Below are 19,207 nucleotides of genomic sequence, written 5' to 3'. Positions count from 1 at the left end.
CATCATGCAGCCTTCGTTCGATCCAACCGCCGTTCATTTCGCGAGCCGCTTCGAGCTGGCGTTCGCCGCGCTGCCCACGGGCGTGCAGTACGCGTTCGCGATTGTGTTCGGGCTGGTGATCGGCAGCTTTCTGACGGTCGTCGTGCATCGGCTTCCGGTGATGCTGGAGCGCGCGTGGCGCTCCGAAGTGGAATCATCGATGCCCGACGCGCCCGCGCCGCCCGGCGATCCGTATCCCGCGCGCTTCAATCTCGCCGTGCCGCGCAGCGCGTGTCCGCATTGCGGGCATGTTCTGCGGGCGTGGGAAAACATTCCGGTCGTGAGTTATCTGGCGCTGCGTGGCAGATGCGGATCGTGCGGCGCGCGCGTGAGTCCGCGCTATCCGTTGATCGAACTCGCGACAGGCGCGCTCGCGGCGTTGTCGCTGTTCACGTTCGGTCCGACGTGGCTCGCGCTTTCGTCCTTTGGTCTATGCGCGACGCTGCTCGCCGCCGGCCTGATCGATTACGACACGCGCTATCTGCCCGACGTGCTCACGTTGCCGCTTTTGTGGGCCGGTCTGATCGTCAATTTCGGCTATGGCGGATTCGCGACGCTTCAGGACGCCGTCGCAGGCGCGATCGCCGGATATCTGTTTCTATGGTGCGTGTACTGGTTGTTCAAACTCGCGCGCGGCGTCGAAGGCATGGGTTACGGCGACTTCAAATTGCTTGCGGCGTTGGGCGCGTGGCTGGGCTGGGCATCGCTGGCGCAGGTCGTGCTGATCTCGGCGGTGGCGGGCGCGCTGGCGGGCATCATCGCCACATGGCGCGGGCGCATGAAATTCGAGGAACCGTTGCCCTTCGGCCCGTTTCTCGCGGCGGGTGGCGCAATCACGCTCTACCTCGGCACGCCGCTCTACTCGTTGTTCGGATAGGAGTTCGGGATGTTCAGCATCGGTCTGACGGGCGGCATCGGCAGTGGCAAGAGCACGGTGGCGGATCTGTTCGCTGCACGCGGCGTCACGCTCGTCGATGCCGATCTGATCGCGCATCAGATGACCGCGCCCGGCGGCGTCGCGATGCCGCTCATCGCCAGCGAATTCGGCGATGCCTTCGTCGCACCGAACGGCGCGCTCGATCGCGCGAAAATGCGCGAACTCGTCTTTTCTGACGACACCGCGAAAGCGCGTCTCGAAGCCATCGTACATCCGCTGATCCGCGCGGAAACCGAGCGACAGCGCAACGCGGCGGGCGGCGCGTATCACATCGTCGTGGTGCCGCTGCTGGTCGAATCGGGCGATTGGAAAGCGCGTGTATCGCGCGTGCTCGTGGTCGATTGCCCGGTCGAAACGCAGATCGCGCGCGTGATAAAACGCAATGCTTTCACGCGCGAACAAGTGCTGGCGACCATCGCGAAGCAGGCAACACGCGAGGCGCGCATCGCTGCCGCCGACGATATCGTCACCAATGACGAAACGAGCACGCTGGCATCGCTCGATCAGCAAGTCAAAACGCTCCACGAACGCTATCTCGAACTCGCATCCTTATGACGAAAGTCTTACGTATCGCGCGCGAAAAGTCGAAAAAGTTCCCTTTTCAGCAGTGAAATCGCTCATTTGATGCGCGAAATTGGCCCGATTTGCTAGGGTAGGGATGCAGCATTAGAATGTGCTGACTTCCGCTAATGGAAGCAACCTGACCCACGCCGAGGCGAGCGCGCTTGATCCTTTACGAGTATCCCTTCAACGAGCGAATCCGGACGCTGCTGCGCCTCGAAGATCTGTTCGAGCGCTTCACGTTCTTTCTGACTCAGGAAGACGCGCGCGAGCACCACGTCGCGCTCACCACGCTCTTCGAAATTGCCGAAGTCGCCGGCCGCACGGATCTCAAAGCCGATCTCATGAAGGAACTGGAACGCCAGCGTCAAACGCTTGCGCCGTTCCGGGGCAATCCGGGCATCGAGCAGGACGCGCTCGAAGCCGTGCTCGGGGAAATCGAATCCACGCTCGCCGGTATGGGCGATATGCACGGCAAAACCGGCCAGCATCTCGCTGATAACGAATGGCTCGCGAGCATTCGCAGCCGCACGATCATTCCCGGTGGCACCTGCAAGTTCGATCTTCCGTCGTACTACGCGTGGCAGCAATTGCCGGTGGAAGAGCGTCGTCAGGACATCGCCAAATGGGTGATGCCTATGCTTGCTTTGCGCGACGCCGCCGCCATCGTGCTGCGTCTCGCGCGTGAAAGCGGCCAGGCATCGAAAGTCATGGCGATGCAGGGCAGCTATCAGCAAATGCTCTCGGGCCGCACGTATCAATTGATGCAGGTGCGCGTTTCGCCCGACACGCGCGTGATTCCCGAAGCGAGCGCGAACAAGTACATGTTGTGGGTGCGTTTCACCGTGCAGGACGGCGATCTGAAACCGCGCGCGGTGGATGTCGATGTGCCGTTCCATCTGACGCTTTGCAGTCTTTGAACTGTTACCGGAAGTGAGCGCGCCATGAGCGTTTTGACCGCATATGGTCAAATACGGCTTTATTAGTCGGCTCGAACTGCAACTGTCATGAACACTGTCGTCAAATGCCCGACCTGCGGCAAGGATGTCCGCTGGATTCCCGAAAGCCGCTTTCGCCCGTTTTGCTCCGAGCGATGCAAACAAATCGATCTCGGCGCGTGGGCGACCGAGAAGTACAAGATCGAAGGAAATTCACAGGAAACGCCGCCGGACGATGATTCGCGCGGCGGCCTGAACTAAGCCAGAACGTCTACTCGCGCTCTTCTTCCTCGAGCCATTCCAAAATGGGAATGGCCGCGGGCAGCAGCGGCGCGACTTCCACCGGCAGCGTTTGCCACGAAATCGCCTGACCTTCGCGGCCAAGCGGCGTGCCGTCCCACTTCGTCACCTTGCAGAAGAACAGCCGCACATAGGCGTGCGGATAGTCATGCTCCAGCGTGCGCCACAACTCGCACGCGGTGACGTCGATACCCAATTCCTCGTGCAGTTCACGCCCGAGCGCCGCTTCGATGCTCTCGCCCTCTTCCAGCTTGCCGCCCGGAAATTCCCAGTAGCCTTCGTACGGCTTGCCTTCGGGCCGTTGCGCGAGCAGATAGCGTCCGTCGGGCTGAACCATCACGCCGACGGCGACTTTCGTGAATTTGCGGCCGTCCGGCGCGATATCGCTTTGGGTACTTTGGGTATCGCTCATTGCTTGCGGCCCGACCAGTCGCGCGCGAATTGCCACGCCACGCGGCCCGAACGCGATCCGCGTTCAAGCGCCCAGACCAGCGCATCGCCGCGCGCACCGGCGATTTCTTCGTCGTCGCAACCGAAATGACGCAGCCAGTGACCGACGATCGACAGATAGTCGTCCTGCTTGAACGGATAAAAACTCACCCACAAGCCGAAGCGCTCGGACAGCGAAATCTTTTCCTCGACCACTTCGCCGGGATGAATCTCGCCATCGGACGTGTGCTTGTAGGTTTCGTTATCGCTCATGTATTCCGGCAGCAAATGCCGGCGATTCGACGTCGCGTAGATCAGCACGTTATCGGACTGCGCGGCGACGGAGCCATCGAGCGCGACTTTCAGCGCCTTGTAGCCCGACTCGCCTTCCTCGAAGGAAAGGTCGTCGCAGAACACGATAAAGCGCTCGGGCCGCGCCGAAATCAGATCGACGATATCGCCGAGATCGTGGAGATCGTCTTTATCGACTTCGATCAGGCGCAGGCCGTCTTTCGAATACGCGTTCAGACACGCCTTGATCAGCGACGACTTGCCCGTGCCGCGCGCGCCGGTCAGCAGCACGTTGTTCGCGGGCAGCTTCTGCACGAACTGCTTCGTGTTCTGCTCGATCAGCCCTTTCTGGCGGTCGATATTCTGCAGATCATCAAGCCCGATATGCGAAATCGCCGTCACGGGTTGCAGGAAGCCGCGCCCTTGCCGCTTGCGCCAGCGAAACGCCACTGCGGATTCCCAATCGATATCGGGTGCGGCCGGCGGCAACATGCCTTCGATGCGCGCGAGAACCGCTTCGGCGCGCGTGAGAAATTGTTCGAGTTTGTCCATTCGTTTTACGAGCGATAGTCGGCGTTGATGCTCACGTACTCGTGCGAAAAGTCACAGGTCCAAACGGTCGCGTGGGCATCGCCACGGCCGAGCACGACGCGGATCAGAATTTCGCTTTTCTTCATCACGCGCTGACCGTCTTCTTCCTTGTACTCGGGATTGCGACCGCCCGCCTTCGCGACGAGCACATCGTCCAGATACAGATCGATCTTGCCGACGTCGAGGTCCGTTACGCCCGCATAGCCGATCGCCGCGAGAATGCGGCCGAGGTTCGGGTCCGATGCATAGAACGCGGTCTTCACGAGCGGCGAGTGCCCGATGGCATAAGCAATCTGACGGCATTCAGCGACGTTCTTGCCGCCTTCGACGGTCACGGTCATGAACTTGGTCGCGCCTTCGCCGTCACGCACGATCAGTTGCGCGAGTTCCTGCGCGACTTCGGTGACGACATCGCGCAATGCGGCGTATGCGGGCGAATCCGTCGATGTGATCGCCGGCAAACTCGACTTGCCCGACGCGATGAGGATGAACGAATCGTTGGTCGATGTATCGCCATCGATCGTGATGCAGTTGAACGAACGATCCGCGACGTGCTTGACGAGTTCATCGAGCACCGGCTGCGCGACGTTGGCATCGAACGCGAGGAAACCGAGCATGGTGGCCATGTTCGGCTTGATCATGCCCGCGCCCTTGCTGATGCCCGACAGCGTGACCGTGTGGCCGTCGATCTTCACCTGTCGCGATGCGGCCTTCGGCAACGTATCCGTCGTCATGATGGCTTGCGCGGCATCGAACCAATGCGCTGCTTGCTGATTGGCAAGCGCGGCGGGCAAACCGGCTTTCAAACGATCGACCGGCAGCGGTTCGAGAATCACGCCGGTGGAGAACGGCAGAATCTGCTGCGCATCGAGGCTCGTCAGACGCGCGAGTTCAGCGCAGGTTTCACGCGCGATCGCCAGACCCGGCTCGCCCGTGCCCGCGTTCGCATTGCCCGTATTCACGACCAGCGCACGAATGCCCTTGCCGCCTTTGCCCGCGGCCGCCAAATGCTCACGGCACACGATAACCGGCGCGGCACAGAAACGATTCTGCGTGAACACGCCCGCAACCGACGCGCCTTCATCGACGCGAATCACGAGCACGTCCTTGCGATTGGGCTTGCGGATATTCGCCTCGGCCCAGCCTAGCGTGACGCCGGCGACGGGATGAAGCGCTGCGGGTTCGATCGAGGGGAAATTGACGGCCATGTTCGCGACTCGCTGATGGTGGCGGCGCCAGCGTGATGCCGACGCGCTGTGAAAGACTGCGGGCGTTTGCTGACACGCCCGCTTCGGGTTCTGCAAAGACAAACGACGCATTACTGCGTCGCTCGTCTCTTGTGTCACCAGCCGATTAAGCCAGCTTGCCGTGACAGTTTTTATACTTCTTGCCGCTTCCGCACGGGCACGGATCGTTGCGGCCGACCTTCGGTACATCGTCGCCCGAACGGGTGGCGACGGAGACATCATCGCCCGAGGACATCGCCTGCGTGACCATTTGCGCGGCGGCCGTTTCTGCTGCGAACTGCGGCGTCGGCGCGGCGGCCGGCGGATTGTAGTCCGCGTGCGTGAACGACACGTTCTCCAGATGACTGCCCTGCTCTTCGTAACGCTCGGCGGCCTCTTCCAACTGTTCCGGCGATTGAATCTGCACGTTCATCACGACGCGCGTGACTTCCTGCTTGATCGAATCGAGCATGGCGGCGAACAGTTCGAACGCCTCGCGCTTGTATTCCTGCTTCGGGTTCTTCTGCGCATAACCACGCAGATGGATGCCCTGACGCAAATGATCCAGCGCGGCCAAGTGCTCGCGCCAGCGGCTATCGAGCGTTTGCAACATGATCGAACGCTCGAACGCGCTGAACGATTCGCGGCCGACCATCGTGACCTTCGCTTCGTAGGCTTCATCGGCGGCGGCGAGCACGGCTTCGTTGATCTCTTCCGAATCGATGGAATGCGATTCGTTGATCATCTCCTGAACCGCGAGATCGAGCGACCAGTCGTTGCGCAGCACTTCTTCCAGTTCCGGCGCTTCCCACTGCTCTTCGATACTGCCCGCAGGCACGAATGTGCGCACCACGTCGCCGATCACGCTCTGGCGCATCGCGGCGATGGTTTCCTGCACGTCGTTGGCTTCGAGCAGTTCGTTGCGCTGCTGATAGATCACCTTGCGCTGATCGTTCGTTACATCGTCGTATTCGAGCAGTTGCTTGCGGATATCGAAGTTGCGCGCTTCGACCTTGCGTTGCGCGCCTTCGATCGAACGCGTGACCATGCCCGCTTCGATCGGCTCGCCTTCCGGCATCTTCAGGCGGTCCATGATCGCGCGCACGCGATCACCCGCGAAAATGCGCAGCAACGGATCGTCCAGCGACAAATAGAAGCGCGACGAACCCGGATCGCCCTGACGGCCCGCGCGGCCGCGCAACTGATTGTCGATCCGGCGTGACTCGTGCCGTTCCGTACCGATGATATGCAGCCCGCCCGCCGCCTTCACGTGGTCGTGCAACTCCTGCCATTCGTCGTGCAGCTTTTGAATGCGCGCGGCTTTCTCGCCTTCGGGAATCGACAGATCGGCTTCGATAAACGACGCCTGTTTCTCGACGTTGCCGCCAAGCACGATGTCCGTACCGCGACCGGCCATGTTGGTCGCGATGGTGACCGCGCCCGGACGCCCCGCTTCCGCGACGATCGCCGCTTCGCGCGCGTGCTGCTTCGCGTTGAGCACTTCGTGACGCACGCCGGTCTGCGCCAGCAGATTCGACAGCAACTCGGACGCTTCGATCGACGTCGTACCAACCAGCGTAGGTTGACCGCGTTCGACGCAATCGCGGATGTCGCGAATCACCGCGTCGTAGCGTTCCTTCGACGTCTTGTAGATCTGATCCTGCTTGTCGATCCGCTTCGGCGGACGGTTGGTCGGGATCACGACCGTCTCAAGTCCGTAAATCTCGTTGAATTCGTACGCTTCGGTATCCGCCGTGCCGGTCATGCCGGACAGCTTCGCGTACATACGGAAGTAGTTCTGCAGCGTGATGGACGCGAGCGTCTGGTTTTCCGCCTGAATCTTGACGTGCTCTTTCGCTTCGACGGCCTGATGCAGACCATCCGACCAGCGACGGCCCGTCATCATCCGGCCCGTGAATTCATCGACGATCACGACTTCGCCTTCCTGCACCACGTAATGCTGGTCGCGCAGGAACAGCGTGTGAGCGCGCAACGCGGCGTAAATGTGGTGCATCAGCGTGATGTTCTGCGGCGCGTAAAGACTTTCGCCCTCGCCGATCAAACCCCACTCGGCCAGCAGTCGTTCCGCCTTCTCGTGCCCGGATTCCGTGAGGAACACCTGACGCGCTTTCTCATCCAGCGTGTAATCGCCCGGCTTTTCGACGCCCGTACCGTCCGCCTTCTCTTCGCCGATCTGCAATTCGAGCAGCGGCGGCAGCGCATTCATGCGCACATAGAGGTCGGTGTGATCTTCGGCCTGACCGGAAATGATGAGCGGCGTACGCGCTTCGTCGATCAGAATGGAGTCCACTTCATCGACGATGGCGAAATTGAGCGGCCGTTGCACGCGCGCGGACGGCTCGTAGACCATGTTGTCGCGCAGATAGTCGAAGCCAAACTCGTTGTTCGTGCCATAGGTGATGTCCGCGCCGTACGCTTCCTGCTTCTGCTCGTGCGCCATTTGCGACAGATTGACGCCGCAGGACAGACCGAGGAAGTTGTACAGACGCGCCATCCATTCGGCGTCGCGCTGAGCGAGGTAATCGTTCACCGTGACGACGTGCACGCCACGGCCCGACAGCGCGTTCAGATATGCGGCGAGCGTGGCGACCAGCGTCTTGCCTTCGCCCGTACGCATTTCGGCGATCTTGCCGTAGTGCAGAACCATGCCGCCGATCAACTGAACGTCGAAGTGGCGCATCTTCAGAATGCGGCGGCTGGCCTCGCGGCAGACCGCGAACGCTTCGGGAAGAATCACGTCCAGCGACTCGCCGCCAGCCACGCGCTTGCGGAACTCATCCGTCTTCGCGCGAAGCTGATCGTCCGAATACTTCTCGACGGTCGGCTCGAGCGCGTTGATCGCCGCAACGGTCTTTTGGTACTGCTTGACTAGCCGCTGATTGCGGCTGCCAAAAATCTTCTGAAGGAAACCGGTCGTCATCGGATCAGTGTCTGCGTCGCGGATTCGGCCGGGCACATTTTTACAATGCGTCCGCAGGCGAATTACCTCGGCGACTTAAGTCCATTTTGGGTGAAATCGAATCGGGAATTTTAGCACGCGAGTCTGGCAGAGCTTACGCCCGCTCAGGCCTGCGCGCGTCGGCGGCGCGCGACAGTCGGCGGGTTGAAAGGATCGCGTTTTATCGCAGCGGCGCGGTGCGCGGCCCGCGATACAATCGAGCCGTCGCTCCATGCGTCAAACGATTGGAAAATGAGCCGTTTTTCTACAAATTCAAGGTCCGCGCCGCAGCGATTCGATCCGCGCAAGCCGCAAGCGCTGGCCGACGTGCTCGATCGCACCGATGCATTCCGCGCGTTGCGCGCAGGCGTCGATCAGGTTGCCGCGTTGCAGCGGGATCTGGCGAAATTGCTGCCGGATTATCTGGCATCGAATGTCGAGCCGGGTTTTATCAAAGACGGTGTGCTGGCGCTGTTCGCCGGTCACAACGCGCTGGCGGCGCGTTTGCGGCATATCGAACCGCGTCTGCTTGCTGATCTCCAGCAACGCGGCTGGGCGGTCGATTCGCTCAAAATCCGCGTCCGCCCGCAAGCGATGAAGGAAGCCACGCCGCCCAAGCAGGCGCGCATGTCGGCGGCGGGGGCATCGGCGCTCAGTGAATTGGCCGAAACGCTCGCGCCGTCGCCGCTGCAGGAAGCGCTCGCCAAAATGGCGGCGCGTCACGGAGCGAAGGCGCAAAAAAAATGAGCGGCGCGAGCCGCTCATTTTTCATCTCACTTCGAAACCGCTCGAAACGAATCAGGCAAACGCCGTTTGCGTATCGAATGCAAAACCGCGCGGCGCCTTCTGCGTGTCTTCGAACGTGACGATTTCGTACGCGTCTTCGTTCGCCAGCAGCTCACGCAGCAGCATGTTGTTCATCGCGTGGCCGCCCTTGTACGCGTTGTACGAAGCCAGCAGCGGATGGCCCACTACGTAAAGATCGCCGATTGCGTCGAGCATTTTGTGCTTCACGAACTCGTCGTCGTAGCGCAAACCGTCGTTATTCAGAATGCGGTATTCGTCCAGCACGATGGCGTTATCCATGCTGCCGCCGCGCGCCAGACCAAGCTCGCGCATCATTTCGACTTCATGCGCAAAGCCGAACGTACGGGCACGCGCGATATCGCGTACATACGAAGTCGTCGCGAAATCCACTTCCAGCGCCTGACCGGTCTTATCAACGGCCGGGTGACGGAAATCGATCGTAAAGCTCAGTTTGAAGCCGAAATACGGGTCGAGACGCGCGAATTTGTCGCCATCGCGCACTTCAATGGGCTTCTTGACCTTGATGAATTGCTTCGGCGCGTTCTGCTCTTCCACGCCCGCCGATTGAATCAGAAACACGAACGAAGCCGCGCTGCCGTCCATGATCGGAATTTCCTCGGCCGTTACATCGACATACAAATTGTCGATGCCCAGACCCGCGCAGGCCGACATCAAGTGCTCGATGGTGGACACGCGCGCACCGTCCTTCTGCAACACGGACGCAAGACGCGTATCACCAATCGACATCGCGGAAGCGGGAATATCCACCGGATTCGGCAAATCCACGCGCGAGAAAACGATGCCCGTGCCAGCCGGTGCGGGACGCAGCGTCAGATCAACCTTGCGGCCGGAATGAAGCCCGATTCCTACGGTTTTGACGATGCTCTTGATTGTTCGCTGCTTCAACATGATCTTCTTTTCCGATTTATATTCCCTATAAAGAGAATCAATCGCGGTATAAAAACTAATAGGCCGAAGTATACTCCATTCGATGCGTGACGTCCTTAACGAGGGCGTGTCATCTGTTTCCCTGTGTTACGTCGCCGTGTCAGAAACAATGAAGTAGAACGGGCCGATGGCCGGAATGGAGGCATTTCCGGTCATCGGCCCCAAGTTGCCGCCGATTGCGAGGGCGTCGGGCGCGTTGTTATGAGACAACGCGGACGCCGCTGCATTCATCGCAACGTCGCCAGAATGCTCTGAGCGTCGCTGACTTCGAACTTGCCGGGTGCTTCGACGTTGAGCGTCTTGACCACGCCATCGTCGATCACCATCGCGTAGCGCTGGGAACGGATTCCCATGCCGCGCTCGGTCAAATCCTGATCCAGTCCGAGTGCCTGAGTGAAACGCGCACTGCCGTCCGCGATCATCTTCACCTTGCCCGCGGTTTGAAGATCGCGTCCCCACGCGCTCATCACGAACGCGTCGTTGACGGAAACGCACCAGACTTCGTCGATACCGGCCGCGGACAAATCCGCCGCTTTCTCGATGTAGCCCGGCACGTGTCTGGCGGAGCACGTCGGCGTAAACGCGCCCGGCAATCCGAAGATCACCACGCGCTTACCTTGCGCCCGCTCGCGCGCCGAGAACGCATTCGGTCCTACGGCGCAGCCTTCTGTTGCCTCCTCGATAAACTCGAAGAGACGTGCATCCGGCAACGTGTCACCCACTTTGATCATGCTCGGTCCTTCCCTGTCAGTGCTCGCGGACATCCCAGGCGATGCATCGTCCCGCAGTGTTTACAAAACGTCCGTCGCTCGATTTCGGTTTCCAATCTGCTTCCCGACTTCAGGTGCAAATCCGTGGGGGTCGGCTGGCCACGGCCTGGCGTCCGGCTCGACTTCAGCCTCGACGCGGCCTTGGACAGTCGCCCCACGCGAAACCTGCTTCGTCGCGTACGGCGTTCGGCTCGACTGACGGTGCGGCATCACAAACTGCTATTTGAGCACTAAATCATGCGCGTAGCAGCAGCAATGCATCAGTCCGCTTGCTTGCGCAGGAACGCCGGAATGTCATACGTATCGACACCCTTTTCCTGCAGTGCCTGCACGTGCGATGCCGCCGTTTCACGCGTCGAACGCCACACTGCCGGCGTTTCGAGTCCTTCGTAGCTGGTCGTTGCCTGACCATGCTGCGCGTTGCCATACGTGTTGTGCGATGCGTGCGCATGCGCGTGAGCGATCGGCTGATTGTCCGTGCCTGTGCGCAGGAGCGTCATCGGCGTTTGCTGCTGCTTCTTTGCCGCGCGGCCCAGACCCGTTGCCACCACCGTCACGCGAAGCGCGTCGCCCATTGCGTCGTCGTAGACTGCGCCGAAGATCACGGTGGCGTCGTCTGCTGCATACGACTTGATGGTGTTCATCACTTCACGCGTTTCCGACAGACGCAGCGAACGGCTCGACGTGATGTTGACCAGCACGCCACGCGCACCCGACAGATCCACGCCTTCGAGCAGCGGGCTTGCCACTGCTTGTTCAGCCGCGAGACGCGCGCGATCGACACCGGCAACCGTCGCCGTGCCCATCATCGCCTTGCCCTGCTCGCCCATCACGGTCTTCACGTCTTCGAAGTCGACGTTCACGAGGCCATCGACGTTGATGATTTCCGCGATACCCGCGACAGCGTTGTTCAGAACGTCATCGGCGCACTGGAAGCACTTGTCCATCTCGGCGTCATCGCCCATCACCTCGAACAGCTTGTCGTTCAGCACGACGATCAGCGAGTCGACGTGATCCTCCAGTTGCTGGGAACCAGCTTCGGCCACGCGCATACGGCGGCCGCCTTCGAACTCGAACGGTTTGCTCACCACGCCGACGGTCAGAATGCCCATTTCCTTGGCGATCTGTGCAACCACCGGTGCCGCGCCCGTGCCCGTACCGCCGCCCATACCCGCGGTGATGAACACCATGTGCGCGCCGCGCAGTGCATCCGCGATACGCTCGCGTGCATCTTCAGCCGCTTCCTTGCCCTTCTCCGGCTTCGCACCCGCGCCCAGACCGGTCATGCCCAACTGCAGAACTGCCGGCGCGCGCGAACGTGCGAGCGCTTGCGCATCCGTATTCATCACGATGAAATCGACGCCTTGCACACCCCGCGTAATCATGTGCTGAACCGCGTTACCGCCAGCGCCACCAACACCCACGACCTTGATGATCGTGCCGTTGGTTTCCGTTTCCAGCATTTCGAAATCCATGTTGCCTCCGTCAAGAATGAAGATCGGCGTTATTCGATGAGAGATCGGGCAACCTCTTACCGCGCACCAGCCGCCGTTACCGGTGCGAATTATATTTCAAGCTATTAATGACTTAGTTCGTATTGCTTATGTTGCTTTACAGCTTCAGAAGTTTCCGAGAAACCAGTCTTTCATTCTCGAGAACACCTGCCCCATCGAACCGTTTTGCACCGCGACCTTGCGACCGCGCATGCGTTGCGAGCGTCCTTCGGCGAGCAAGCCCATTGCCGTCGAATAGCGCGGATTGCGAACCACATCCGCGAGACCGCCCGCATACTCCGGCACGCCAATGCGCACCGGCTTCAAAAAGATGTCTTCGCCCAACTCGACCATGCCGGGCATCATTGCCGCGCCGCCGGTCAGCACCACGCCGCTCGACAGCAACTCTTCGTAGCCCGACTCGCGCACGACCTGCTCAACCAGTGAGAAAAGCTCTTCGACGCGCGGCTCCACGACCGCAGCCAATGCCTGACGCGACAGCGTGCGCGGACCGCGTTCGCCGAGACCTGGCACTTCGATCATCTCGTCCGGATCGGCCAGCGCTTGCTTGGCGATTCCATAGCTCACCTTGATATCTTCCGCATCCGGTGTCGGCGTACGCAAAGCCATCGCGACGTCGCTGGTGATCTGATCGCCGGCGATCGGAATCACGGCGGTGTGACGGATCGCGCCTTCGCTGAAGATGGCGATGTCCGTCGTGCCGCCGCCGATATCGACCAGCACCACGCCCAGTTCCTTCTCGTCTTCCGTCAGCACCGCCAGCGACGAAGCCAGCGGCTGCAAGATCAGATCGTTCACTTCGAGCCCGCAGCGACGCACGCACTTCACGATGTTCTGCGCCGCGCTCACCGCGCCCGTGACGATATGCACCTTCACTTCCAGCCGGATGCCGCTCATGCCGATCGGCTCGCGCACATCTTCCTGACCGTCGATGATGAATTCCTGCGTGAGGATATGCAGCACCTGCTGATCGGTCGGAATGTTGATGGCCTTCGCCGTCTCGATCACGCGCGCCACATCGGTCTGCGTGACTTCCTTGTCCTTGATCGCGACCATGCCGCTGGAATTGAAGCTGCGGATATGGCTGCCCGCGATTCCGGTGAACACGTTCGTGATCTTGCAATCCGCCATCAGCTCGGCTTCCTCGAGCGCGCGCTGGATGGATTGCACCGTGGCCTCGATATTCACCACGACGCCCTTCTTCAACCCCTTGGAATCCGCCTGACCGAGTCCGATCACCTCGTAGTGGCCTTCGCCCTTCAACTCGGCGACGATCGCGACCACCTTCGACGTTCCGATGTCGAGGGAAACCAGCAGGTCTTTGTAGTCTTTGCTCATAGCGTGCTTATGCCTGTGATGTTCTGCTTACTTCTTGGCCTTATCGGTGTCGTTGATGAATCGCATATTTGCTGCACGGACCGCGAATCCGTTCGGGTAACGCAAATCCGCATATTCGATGTCCTTGCCCCAGCGCCCCGTCACCGCTGGCCAGGATGCGACGAATCGCTTCGTGCGATCGAGCAGCGTCTCCGTGTTCCGTTCGCGTCCGAGTTCGATCTGCGTGCCGTTCGAGAGCTTCACCGTCCACGCGAAACGCGGCGACAGCGTCACTTCTTCCGGCTTCGCATCGAGCGGGGCGAACCACTTCTCGAAATCGTGATACCGCGCGACCACTTCCTTGGCCGTGCCTTCGGGACCGTCGAACGCGGGAAGATCGTCGTCGAGTTCGCCTTGATTCGCGGTGAACAACTCGCCGTCCGTACTCACCAACTGATCGTTGCCCCACGTGCCCAAAGGCTTGTATTCCTCGAGCGTCACGGCAAGCGCATTCGGCCATACGCGGCGCACGCTCGCATGACGCACCCACGGCATCTGCTCGAACGCGGCGCGTGCCGAATCGAGATCGACCGTGAAGAAATTGCCCTTCAAATGACCGACGACGCTCGCACGCACCGTCGGCGTGTTGATGTGTTGCGTGTCGCCGTCGATCTGAATCTGACGCAGACGAAACTCCGGACGCTGGATGGCATACACGCCGGCGGCGGCCAGAAGCGCCAGCACGAACAAAGCGTGCAGCGCGCCGGAGGCGAGATTCAGTTGCCGGACGTTATTCCACATGGTTTCGTTTCGTCGTGTCCTATATGTAACGGTCTTAATTCTTCAGGGTGAGAGAAAGCACTTTCACCACCAAATCCCTGTAGCTGATGCCAACCGCGCGCGCGGCCTTCGGCGGCAGCGAGTGATCGGTCATGCCCGGCGCCGTATTCACTTCGAGGAAGTACGGATTGCCGTCGGAGTCGAGCATGAAATCGGCGCGGCCCCAGTCGGTGCAGCCGAGGATTTCGAATGCGCGCTTGGTGAGCTGCTTCATGCGTGCTTCTTCGGCTTCCGTCAGGCCGCAGGGAATCAGGTATTGCGTGTCGTCGGCGACGTATTTCGCGTGATAGTCGTAGAACTCGCCCGCCGGAATGATCTTGATGACCGGCAAGTCCAGATCGCCCGCGATACAGCACGTGAACTCGCCACCACCTTCGATGCTCTTCTCGACGATCACGATCTTGTCGAACTTCGCCGCTTCTTCGAGCGCGGGCACCAGCGTTTCGGCGCTCTTCACCTTGATGACCGCGACGCTCGACCCTTCGCTCGCCGGTTTCACGAACAGCGGCAAGCCCAGCTTCGCGATGATTTCGTTCGCGCGCGCCGCGTAGTCTTCGCCACGGAACACGGTTTCGAACGGCGGTGTGGGAATGCCGGTCTGCTGCCACACGAGTTTGGTGCGCAGCTTGTCCATGCCGAGCGCCGAACCGAGCACGCCGCTGCCCGTGTACTTGATGCCGTAAAAGTCGAGCGCGCCTTGCAGTTGCCCGTTCTCGCCATACCCGCCATGCAGCGCGATAAACACGCGCACGAAACCCTCGGCCTTCAGATCCGACAACGGACGCTCTTTCGGATCGAACGCGTGGGCGTCGATGCCTGCTTCGCGCAGACCTTGCAGCACAAGGCGTCCAGAGTTGAGCGACACTTCGCGCTCGGCGGAATGTCCGCCCATCAGCACCGCGACTCGGCCGAAGGCCTGGGGATCGATTTGATTCACTTGGTTGCTCATGTTCTTGCCGTTACTTACTGAGGCTGGCCGTTCACGACATTGGCCAGCTTCCCGCACACTCCGCCGATGGAACCCGCGCCCATCGCGATCACCACATCGCCGTCACGCGTGATCGTTCTGATCGCGTCGGGCATCTCATCGATGGTTTCGACGAACACAGGTTCGACCTTGCCTGCCACGCGAATCGCGCGCGCCAACGCACGACCGTCCGCTGCGACGATGGGCGCTTCGCCTGCGGCGTAGACATCGGTGAGAACGAGTGCATCGACGGTGGACAGCACTTTCACGAAGTCTTCGAAGCAATCGCGCGTACGCGTGTACCGATGCGGCTGGAACGCCAGCACCAGCCGCCGATCCGGAAACGCGCCACGCGCTGCCGCGATCGTCGCCGCCATTTCCACCGGGTGATGACCGTAATCGTCGATCAGCGTGTACGCGCCTTCACCGCTGCCCGGCGCGACTTCGCCGTAACGCTGGAAGCGGCGGCCCACGCCGTTGAATTCGGCGAGCGCACGCTGGATATCGGCATCCGCCACTTCGAGTTCAGTTGCAATCGCAATGGCCGCGAGCGCGTTCTGCACGTTATGCGTGCCCGGCAGATTCAGCACGATATCCAGCGACGGGGCATCTTCGCGCAGCGTCGTGAAATGCATGCGGCCGTTGCGCGCTTCGACGTTCACCGCGCGCACTTGCGCTTCCGCGCCGAGGCCGTATCGGATGATCGGTTTGGAGACGAAGGGCAGGATTTCGCGCACGTTCGGATCATCGACACACAACACCGCGATGCCATAAAACGGCAGCCGATGCGTGAACTCGATGAACGCTTGCTTGAGCCGCGCGAAGTCGTGGCCGTAGGTGTCCATATGATCGGCGTCGATATTCGTGATGACTTCGATCACCGGGAACAGATTCAGGAACGACGCATCCGACTCGTCCGCTTCCGCGACGATAAAGTCGCCCGTGCCGAGCCGCGCATTCGCGCCCGCGCTGTTCAGCCGACCACCGATCACGAAAGTCGGATCAAGCCCGCCCGCCGCCAGCACACTCGCCACCAGCGACGTGGTCGTGGTCTTGCCATGCGTCCCGGCAATCGCGATGCCCTGCTTCAGGCGCATCAGTTCCGCAAGCATCACCGCGCGCGGCACGATCGGCACACGGCGATGGCGCGCGGCCAGCACTTCGGGGTTATCCGCGCGCACCGCCGTCGAGACCACGACCGCGTTCGCGCCTTCGATGTTCTGCTCGTGATGCCCGATCTCGACACGCGCGCCGAGCGCTTTCAAACGCTCGGTCACCGCGCCGTTCGACAGATCCGAACCGCTCACGTGATAACCGAGATTCAACAGCACTTCGGCGATGCCGCTCATGCCCGCGCCGCCGATCCCGACAAAGTGAATATGCTTGACGATATGTTTCATTGCTAATGTGCCTCCCTAGCTTGCGCGTTCAACCGCGCGCCGGCCACATCGGCGCAAATGCTCGCGACTCTTTCGGTCGCATCGGGTTTCGCCAGCGCACGCGAACGGTCGGCCATTTCGGCCAGCGTTGCGCGCGTCTGTTTGCGTAACCAGTCGGCGAGCTTTTGCGCCGACAGATCCTTTTGTTGTATCAATTCAGCCGCGCCGTTCTTCGCGAGGAACGCGCCATTCGTCGTCTGATGATCATCGACGGCGAACGGGAACGGCACGAACAACGCGGCCACGCCGACTGCCGCGATTTCCGACACCGTCATTGCGCCGGAACGGCAAATGACGAGATCGGCTTCGGCGTAGGCTTGCGCCATGTCGTCGATGAAGGGCACGAGCTGCACGTTTTCGCCACGCGAAAAACCTGCCGCTGCGTAGTTCGCTTCCAAAGCTTCGATATGTTTCGCGCCCGCCTGATGCGTGATGCGCGGACGTTCATCCTCGCTCAGCATGGCAAGCGCTTTCGGCACGGTTTCGTTGAGCGCAGCCGCGCCCAGACTTCCGCCGACGACGAGCACGTTCAACTTGCCCGAACGCGCGGCGTAGCGTTCTTTGGGCGGCAAAGCGCGCGTAAGTTCCGCGCGAATCGGGTTTCCCGTCCATTCGGCATTCGGCAGCGCATTCGGAAACGCGACCAGCACGCGTTTGGCGAGACGCGCAAGCGCCTTGTTCGCCATGCCGGCGATCGAATTCTGTTCGTGCAGCACGAGCGGGCAACCGGCAAGTTTGGTCATGAGACCGGCCGGAAACGTGATGTAGCCGCCCATGCCGAGCACCACGTCCGGCTTTACGCGACGCAATGCCGCGAGACTTTGCGTGCACGCGCGCAGCAGATTCACCGGCAACATCAGCTTCGTTTTGATGCCCTTGCCACGCACGCCGCCGAAGCGCACGTATTCCATCGGAATGCCATGCTTGGGAACGAGCGTCGCTTCCATGCCATTTGCATTGCCGAGCCATACCACGCGCCATCCGCGCGCCTGCATCCATTGCGCGACCGCGAGACCGGGGAACACGTGTCCGCCGGTGCCGCCAGCCATGACCATCAAGGTGCGATGGGTCTGCGCGGTCATACTTTCCCTCCGCGCATCAAAACGCGATTCTCATAATCCACGCGCAGCAAAACAGCCAGCGCGACGCAGTTCAGCAGAATGCCCGAGCCACCGTACGAAACCAGCGGCAGCGTCAGACCTTTGGTCGGCAGCAGGCCGAGATTCACGCCCATATTGATGAACGTCTGCGCGCCGAACCAGATGCCGACGCCCTTCGCCATCAAACCGGCAAACGTGCGATCCAGCGCCAGTGCCTGACGGCCGATTTCGAACGCGCGACGCACGATCCAGTAGAACAGCAGAATCACGCAGATCACGCCGACGAAACCGAGTTCTTCGCCGATCACTGCGAGGATAAAGTCGGTATGCGCTTCCGGCAGATAGTTGAGTTTCTCGACGCTGCCGCCCAGACCGACGCCGAACCACTCGCCGCGCCCGAACGCGATCAGCGAGTGCGTCAATTGATACGCCTTGCCTTGCGCGTAACGGTCGTCCCACGGATCGAGGTAAGCGAAGATCCGTTCACGACGCCACGGCGAGAGCCACACGAGCATGGTGAACGTGCCGACCGCCGTGAGCACCAAACCGCCGAACAGCTTGCCGTTCACGCCGCCGAGAAACAGCACGCCCATCGCGATCGCCGCGATCACCATGAACGCGCCCATGTCCGGTTCGAGCAGCAGCAACGCGCCGACTGCGCCAACGGCGACCGCCATCGGCAAAAAGCCCTTACCGAAGCTGTGCATGAATTCCTGCTTGCGCACCGTGTAGTTCGCGGCGTAGATGGTCACCGCGAGCTTCATGATTTCGGACGGCTGCATATTCGTGATGCCGAGCGGAATCCAGCGGCGCGCGCCGTTCACGCCCTTGCCCACGTGTGGAATCAACACGATGACGAGCAGCACCAGCGCGAACAGAAAGAACTTCGGCGCGTACTTTTCCCACGTCTTGATCGGAATCTTGAACGCGATGACCGCGCCGACCAGCGCCGTCGCAATCGAAACGAGGTGGCGCGCGAGGAAGTGCCAGTCGCGGTATTGCGCGTACTTCGGCGAATCCGGCATGGCGATCGACGCCGAATACACCATCACGATACCGAGGCCCAGCAGCGCGATCGTCACCCACAGCAGCGAGTAGTCGTAGTCGAGCATGCGCGAGCGCGCCGGGCGCACGCCGTTGACCGCGCTCGAAATGCCGCCATCGCGACGCGGACCCGTGCGGCCCGCGAGCGAATCGCTCGGCATGGCGTTGCGCTGGCCCGTGATTTTCGATC

At 61.1% G+C, this 19,207-nt stretch carries 19 protein-coding genes; 5 read left to right on the top strand and 14 right to left on the bottom strand.

The window, feature by feature from the left end:
• The first annotated feature begins 4 nt into the window (after nucleotides 1-4).
• The 4 genes from P7F28_RS22495 to P7F28_RS22480 all read left to right on the top strand — a co-directional run bounded on the left by P7F28_RS22495 (nucleotide 5) and on the right by P7F28_RS22480 (nucleotide 2,736).
• Nucleotides 5-916 (top strand): A24 family peptidase, encoded by a 912-nt coding sequence (locus P7F28_RS22495; protein WP_277186972.1) that lies wholly within the window; start codon nucleotides 5-7, stop codon nucleotides 914-916.
• Nucleotides 917-925: 9 nt separating this feature from the next.
• Nucleotides 926-1,531, top strand: a complete 606-nt coding sequence (gene coaE, locus P7F28_RS22490) for a dephospho-CoA kinase (protein WP_277186971.1) — start codon at nucleotides 926-928, stop codon at nucleotides 1,529-1,531.
• A 170-nt stretch (nucleotides 1,532-1,701) separates the two neighbouring features.
• Nucleotides 1,702-2,457 (top strand): cell division protein ZapD, encoded by a 756-nt coding sequence (zapD, locus tag P7F28_RS22485; protein ID WP_277186970.1) that lies wholly within the window; start codon nucleotides 1,702-1,704, stop codon nucleotides 2,455-2,457.
• A gap of 87 nt (nucleotides 2,458-2,544) precedes the next feature.
• Nucleotides 2,545-2,736 (top strand): DNA gyrase inhibitor YacG, encoded by a 192-nt coding sequence (locus P7F28_RS22480; protein WP_277186969.1) that lies wholly within the window; start codon nucleotides 2,545-2,547, stop codon nucleotides 2,734-2,736.
• Nucleotides 2,737-2,746: 10 nt separating this feature from the next.
• On the opposite strand, the gene P7F28_RS22475 is transcribed toward P7F28_RS22480, so the two are convergent.
• The 4 genes from P7F28_RS22475 to secA form a co-directional block, all read right to left on the bottom strand.
• Complete coding sequence (locus P7F28_RS22475; RefSeq protein WP_277186968.1) at nucleotides 2,747-3,187, bottom strand: NUDIX domain-containing protein; 441 nt, start codon at nucleotides 3,185-3,187, stop codon at nucleotides 2,747-2,749.
• Nucleotides 3,184-4,047, bottom strand: a complete 864-nt coding sequence (locus P7F28_RS22470) for an ATP-binding protein (protein WP_277186967.1) — start codon at nucleotides 4,045-4,047, stop codon at nucleotides 3,184-3,186. Before P7F28_RS22470 ends, P7F28_RS22475 begins: the two co-directional genes overlap by 4 nt.
• 5 nt (nucleotides 4,048-4,052) lie before the next feature.
• The gene (argJ, locus tag P7F28_RS22465) at nucleotides 4,053-5,294 is read right to left on the bottom strand and encodes a bifunctional glutamate N-acetyltransferase/amino-acid acetyltransferase ArgJ (RefSeq protein WP_277186966.1); all 1,242 of its coding nucleotides are present in this window, start codon (nucleotides 5,292-5,294) and stop codon (nucleotides 4,053-4,055) included.
• 145 nt (nucleotides 5,295-5,439) lie between these two features.
• Complete coding sequence (gene secA, locus P7F28_RS22460) at nucleotides 5,440-8,253, bottom strand: preprotein translocase subunit SecA (protein ID WP_277186965.1); 2,814 nt, start codon at nucleotides 8,251-8,253, stop codon at nucleotides 5,440-5,442.
• Nucleotides 8,254-8,523: 270 nt separating this feature from the next.
• Here secA and P7F28_RS22455 point away from each other — a divergent pair, with 270 nt between their 5' ends.
• Nucleotides 8,524-9,018 carry a DUF721 domain-containing protein gene (locus P7F28_RS22455; RefSeq protein ID WP_277186964.1) on the top strand — a complete coding sequence of 165 codons (495 nt, stop codon included), beginning with the start codon at nucleotides 8,524-8,526 and terminating at the stop codon, nucleotides 9,016-9,018.
• Nucleotides 9,019-9,069: 51 nt separating this feature from the next.
• Here P7F28_RS22455 and lpxC read toward each other — a convergent pair whose 3' ends face one another.
• The 10 genes from lpxC to ftsW all read right to left on the bottom strand — a co-directional run bounded on the left by lpxC (nucleotide 9,070) and on the right by ftsW (nucleotide 19,178).
• Entirely contained in the window at nucleotides 9,070-9,987 is a 918-nt protein-coding gene (lpxC, locus tag P7F28_RS22450) for a UDP-3-O-acyl-N-acetylglucosamine deacetylase (protein WP_277186963.1), read from the bottom strand.
• Nucleotides 9,988-10,113: 126 nt separating this feature from the next.
• A complete protein-coding gene (locus P7F28_RS22445) occupies nucleotides 10,114-10,257 on the bottom strand; it encodes a hypothetical protein (RefSeq protein WP_277186962.1) in 144 nt (47 codons plus the stop codon).
• Nucleotides 10,254-10,757, bottom strand: coding sequence for a peroxiredoxin (locus P7F28_RS22440; RefSeq protein ID WP_277186961.1), 504 nt, complete (start codon nucleotides 10,755-10,757; stop codon nucleotides 10,254-10,256). Before P7F28_RS22440 ends, P7F28_RS22445 begins: the two co-directional genes overlap by 4 nt.
• Nucleotides 10,758-11,056: 299 nt before the next feature.
• Entirely contained in the window at nucleotides 11,057-12,271 is a 1,215-nt protein-coding gene (gene ftsZ, locus P7F28_RS22435) for a cell division protein FtsZ (RefSeq protein ID WP_277186960.1), read from the bottom strand.
• A gap of 144 nt (nucleotides 12,272-12,415) precedes the next feature.
• The gene (gene ftsA, locus P7F28_RS22430) at nucleotides 12,416-13,648 is read right to left on the bottom strand and encodes a cell division protein FtsA (RefSeq protein ID WP_277186959.1); all 1,233 of its coding nucleotides are present in this window, start codon (nucleotides 13,646-13,648) and stop codon (nucleotides 12,416-12,418) included.
• Between the two features lie 27 nt (nucleotides 13,649-13,675).
• Nucleotides 13,676-14,428, bottom strand: coding sequence for a cell division protein FtsQ/DivIB (locus P7F28_RS22425; RefSeq protein WP_277186958.1), 753 nt, complete (start codon nucleotides 14,426-14,428; stop codon nucleotides 13,676-13,678).
• A 34-nt stretch (nucleotides 14,429-14,462) separates the two neighbouring features.
• Nucleotides 14,463-15,404 (bottom strand): D-alanine--D-alanine ligase, encoded by a 942-nt coding sequence (locus tag P7F28_RS22420; protein ID WP_277187184.1) that lies wholly within the window; start codon nucleotides 15,402-15,404, stop codon nucleotides 14,463-14,465.
• A gap of 26 nt (nucleotides 15,405-15,430) precedes the next feature.
• Complete coding sequence (gene murC / locus P7F28_RS22415; RefSeq protein ID WP_277186957.1) at nucleotides 15,431-16,834, bottom strand: UDP-N-acetylmuramate--L-alanine ligase; 1,404 nt, start codon at nucleotides 16,832-16,834, stop codon at nucleotides 15,431-15,433.
• Between the two features lie 2 nt (nucleotides 16,835-16,836).
• Entirely contained in the window at nucleotides 16,837-17,955 is a 1,119-nt protein-coding gene (gene murG / locus P7F28_RS22410) for an undecaprenyldiphospho-muramoylpentapeptide beta-N-acetylglucosaminyltransferase (RefSeq protein WP_277186956.1), read from the bottom strand.
• On the bottom strand, nucleotides 17,952-19,178 hold the full coding sequence (gene ftsW / locus P7F28_RS22405; RefSeq protein ID WP_370467390.1) for a putative lipid II flippase FtsW: 1,227 nt from the start codon (nucleotides 19,176-19,178) through the stop codon (nucleotides 17,952-17,954). Before ftsW ends, murG begins: the two co-directional genes overlap by 4 nt.
• Between the last annotated feature and the right edge of the window lie 29 nt (nucleotides 19,179-19,207).

Source organism: Caballeronia sp. BR00000012568055 (assembly GCF_029439455.1).
In the GTDB taxonomy this organism is placed as follows: Bacteria; Pseudomonadota; Gammaproteobacteria; order Burkholderiales; family Burkholderiaceae; genus Caballeronia.
The sequence above is the reverse complement of the archived record's forward strand: the minus strand, read 5'-3'. Positions and strand labels throughout refer to the sequence as shown.

What these genes read in the sequence shown, in the direction of transcription:
- ftsW (WP_370467390.1), bottom strand. Translation starts at nt 19,178, where the DNA reads ATGCCGAGCGATTCGCTCGCGGGCCGCACGGGTCCGCGTCGCGATGGC.
- P7F28_RS22455 (WP_277186964.1), top strand. Translation starts at nt 8,524, where the DNA reads ATGAGCCGTTTTTCTACAAATTCAAGGTCCGCGCCGCAGCGATTCGAT.
- argJ (WP_277186966.1), bottom strand. Translation starts at nt 5,294, where the DNA reads ATGGCCGTCAATTTCCCCTCGATCGAACCCGCAGCGCTTCATCCCGTC.
- P7F28_RS22475 (WP_277186968.1), bottom strand. Translation starts at nt 3,187, where the DNA reads ATGAGCGATACCCAAAGTACCCAAAGCGATATCGCGCCGGACGGCCGC.
- coaE (WP_277186971.1), top strand. Translation starts at nt 926, where the DNA reads ATGTTCAGCATCGGTCTGACGGGCGGCATCGGCAGTGGCAAGAGCACG.
- murC (WP_277186957.1), bottom strand. Translation starts at nt 16,834, where the DNA reads ATGAAACATATCGTCAAGCATATTCACTTTGTCGGGATCGGCGGCGCG.
- murG (WP_277186956.1), bottom strand. Translation starts at nt 17,955, where the DNA reads ATGACCGCGCAGACCCATCGCACCTTGATGGTCATGGCTGGCGGCACC.
- ftsZ (WP_277186960.1), bottom strand. Translation starts at nt 12,271, where the DNA reads ATGGATTTCGAAATGCTGGAAACGGAAACCAACGGCACGATCATCAAG.
- ftsA (WP_277186959.1), bottom strand. Translation starts at nt 13,648, where the DNA reads ATGAGCAAAGACTACAAAGACCTGCTGGTTTCCCTCGACATCGGAACG.
- P7F28_RS22480 (WP_277186969.1), top strand. Translation starts at nt 2,545, where the DNA reads ATGAACACTGTCGTCAAATGCCCGACCTGCGGCAAGGATGTCCGCTGG.
- P7F28_RS22470 (WP_277186967.1), bottom strand. Translation starts at nt 4,047, where the DNA reads ATGGACAAACTCGAACAATTTCTCACGCGCGCCGAAGCGGTTCTCGCG.
- secA (WP_277186965.1), bottom strand. Translation starts at nt 8,253, where the DNA reads ATGACGACCGGTTTCCTTCAGAAGATTTTTGGCAGCCGCAATCAGCGG.
- P7F28_RS22425 (WP_277186958.1), bottom strand. Translation starts at nt 14,428, where the DNA reads ATGTGGAATAACGTCCGGCAACTGAATCTCGCCTCCGGCGCGCTGCAC.
- P7F28_RS22445 (WP_277186962.1), bottom strand. Translation starts at nt 10,257, where the DNA reads ATGAATGCAGCGGCGTCCGCGTTGTCTCATAACAACGCGCCCGACGCC.
- P7F28_RS22440 (WP_277186961.1), bottom strand. Translation starts at nt 10,757, where the DNA reads ATGATCAAAGTGGGTGACACGTTGCCGGATGCACGTCTCTTCGAGTTT.
- lpxC (WP_277186963.1), bottom strand. Translation starts at nt 9,987, where the DNA reads ATGTTGAAGCAGCGAACAATCAAGAGCATCGTCAAAACCGTAGGAATC.
- P7F28_RS22495 (WP_277186972.1), top strand. Translation starts at nt 5, where the DNA reads ATGCAGCCTTCGTTCGATCCAACCGCCGTTCATTTCGCGAGCCGCTTC.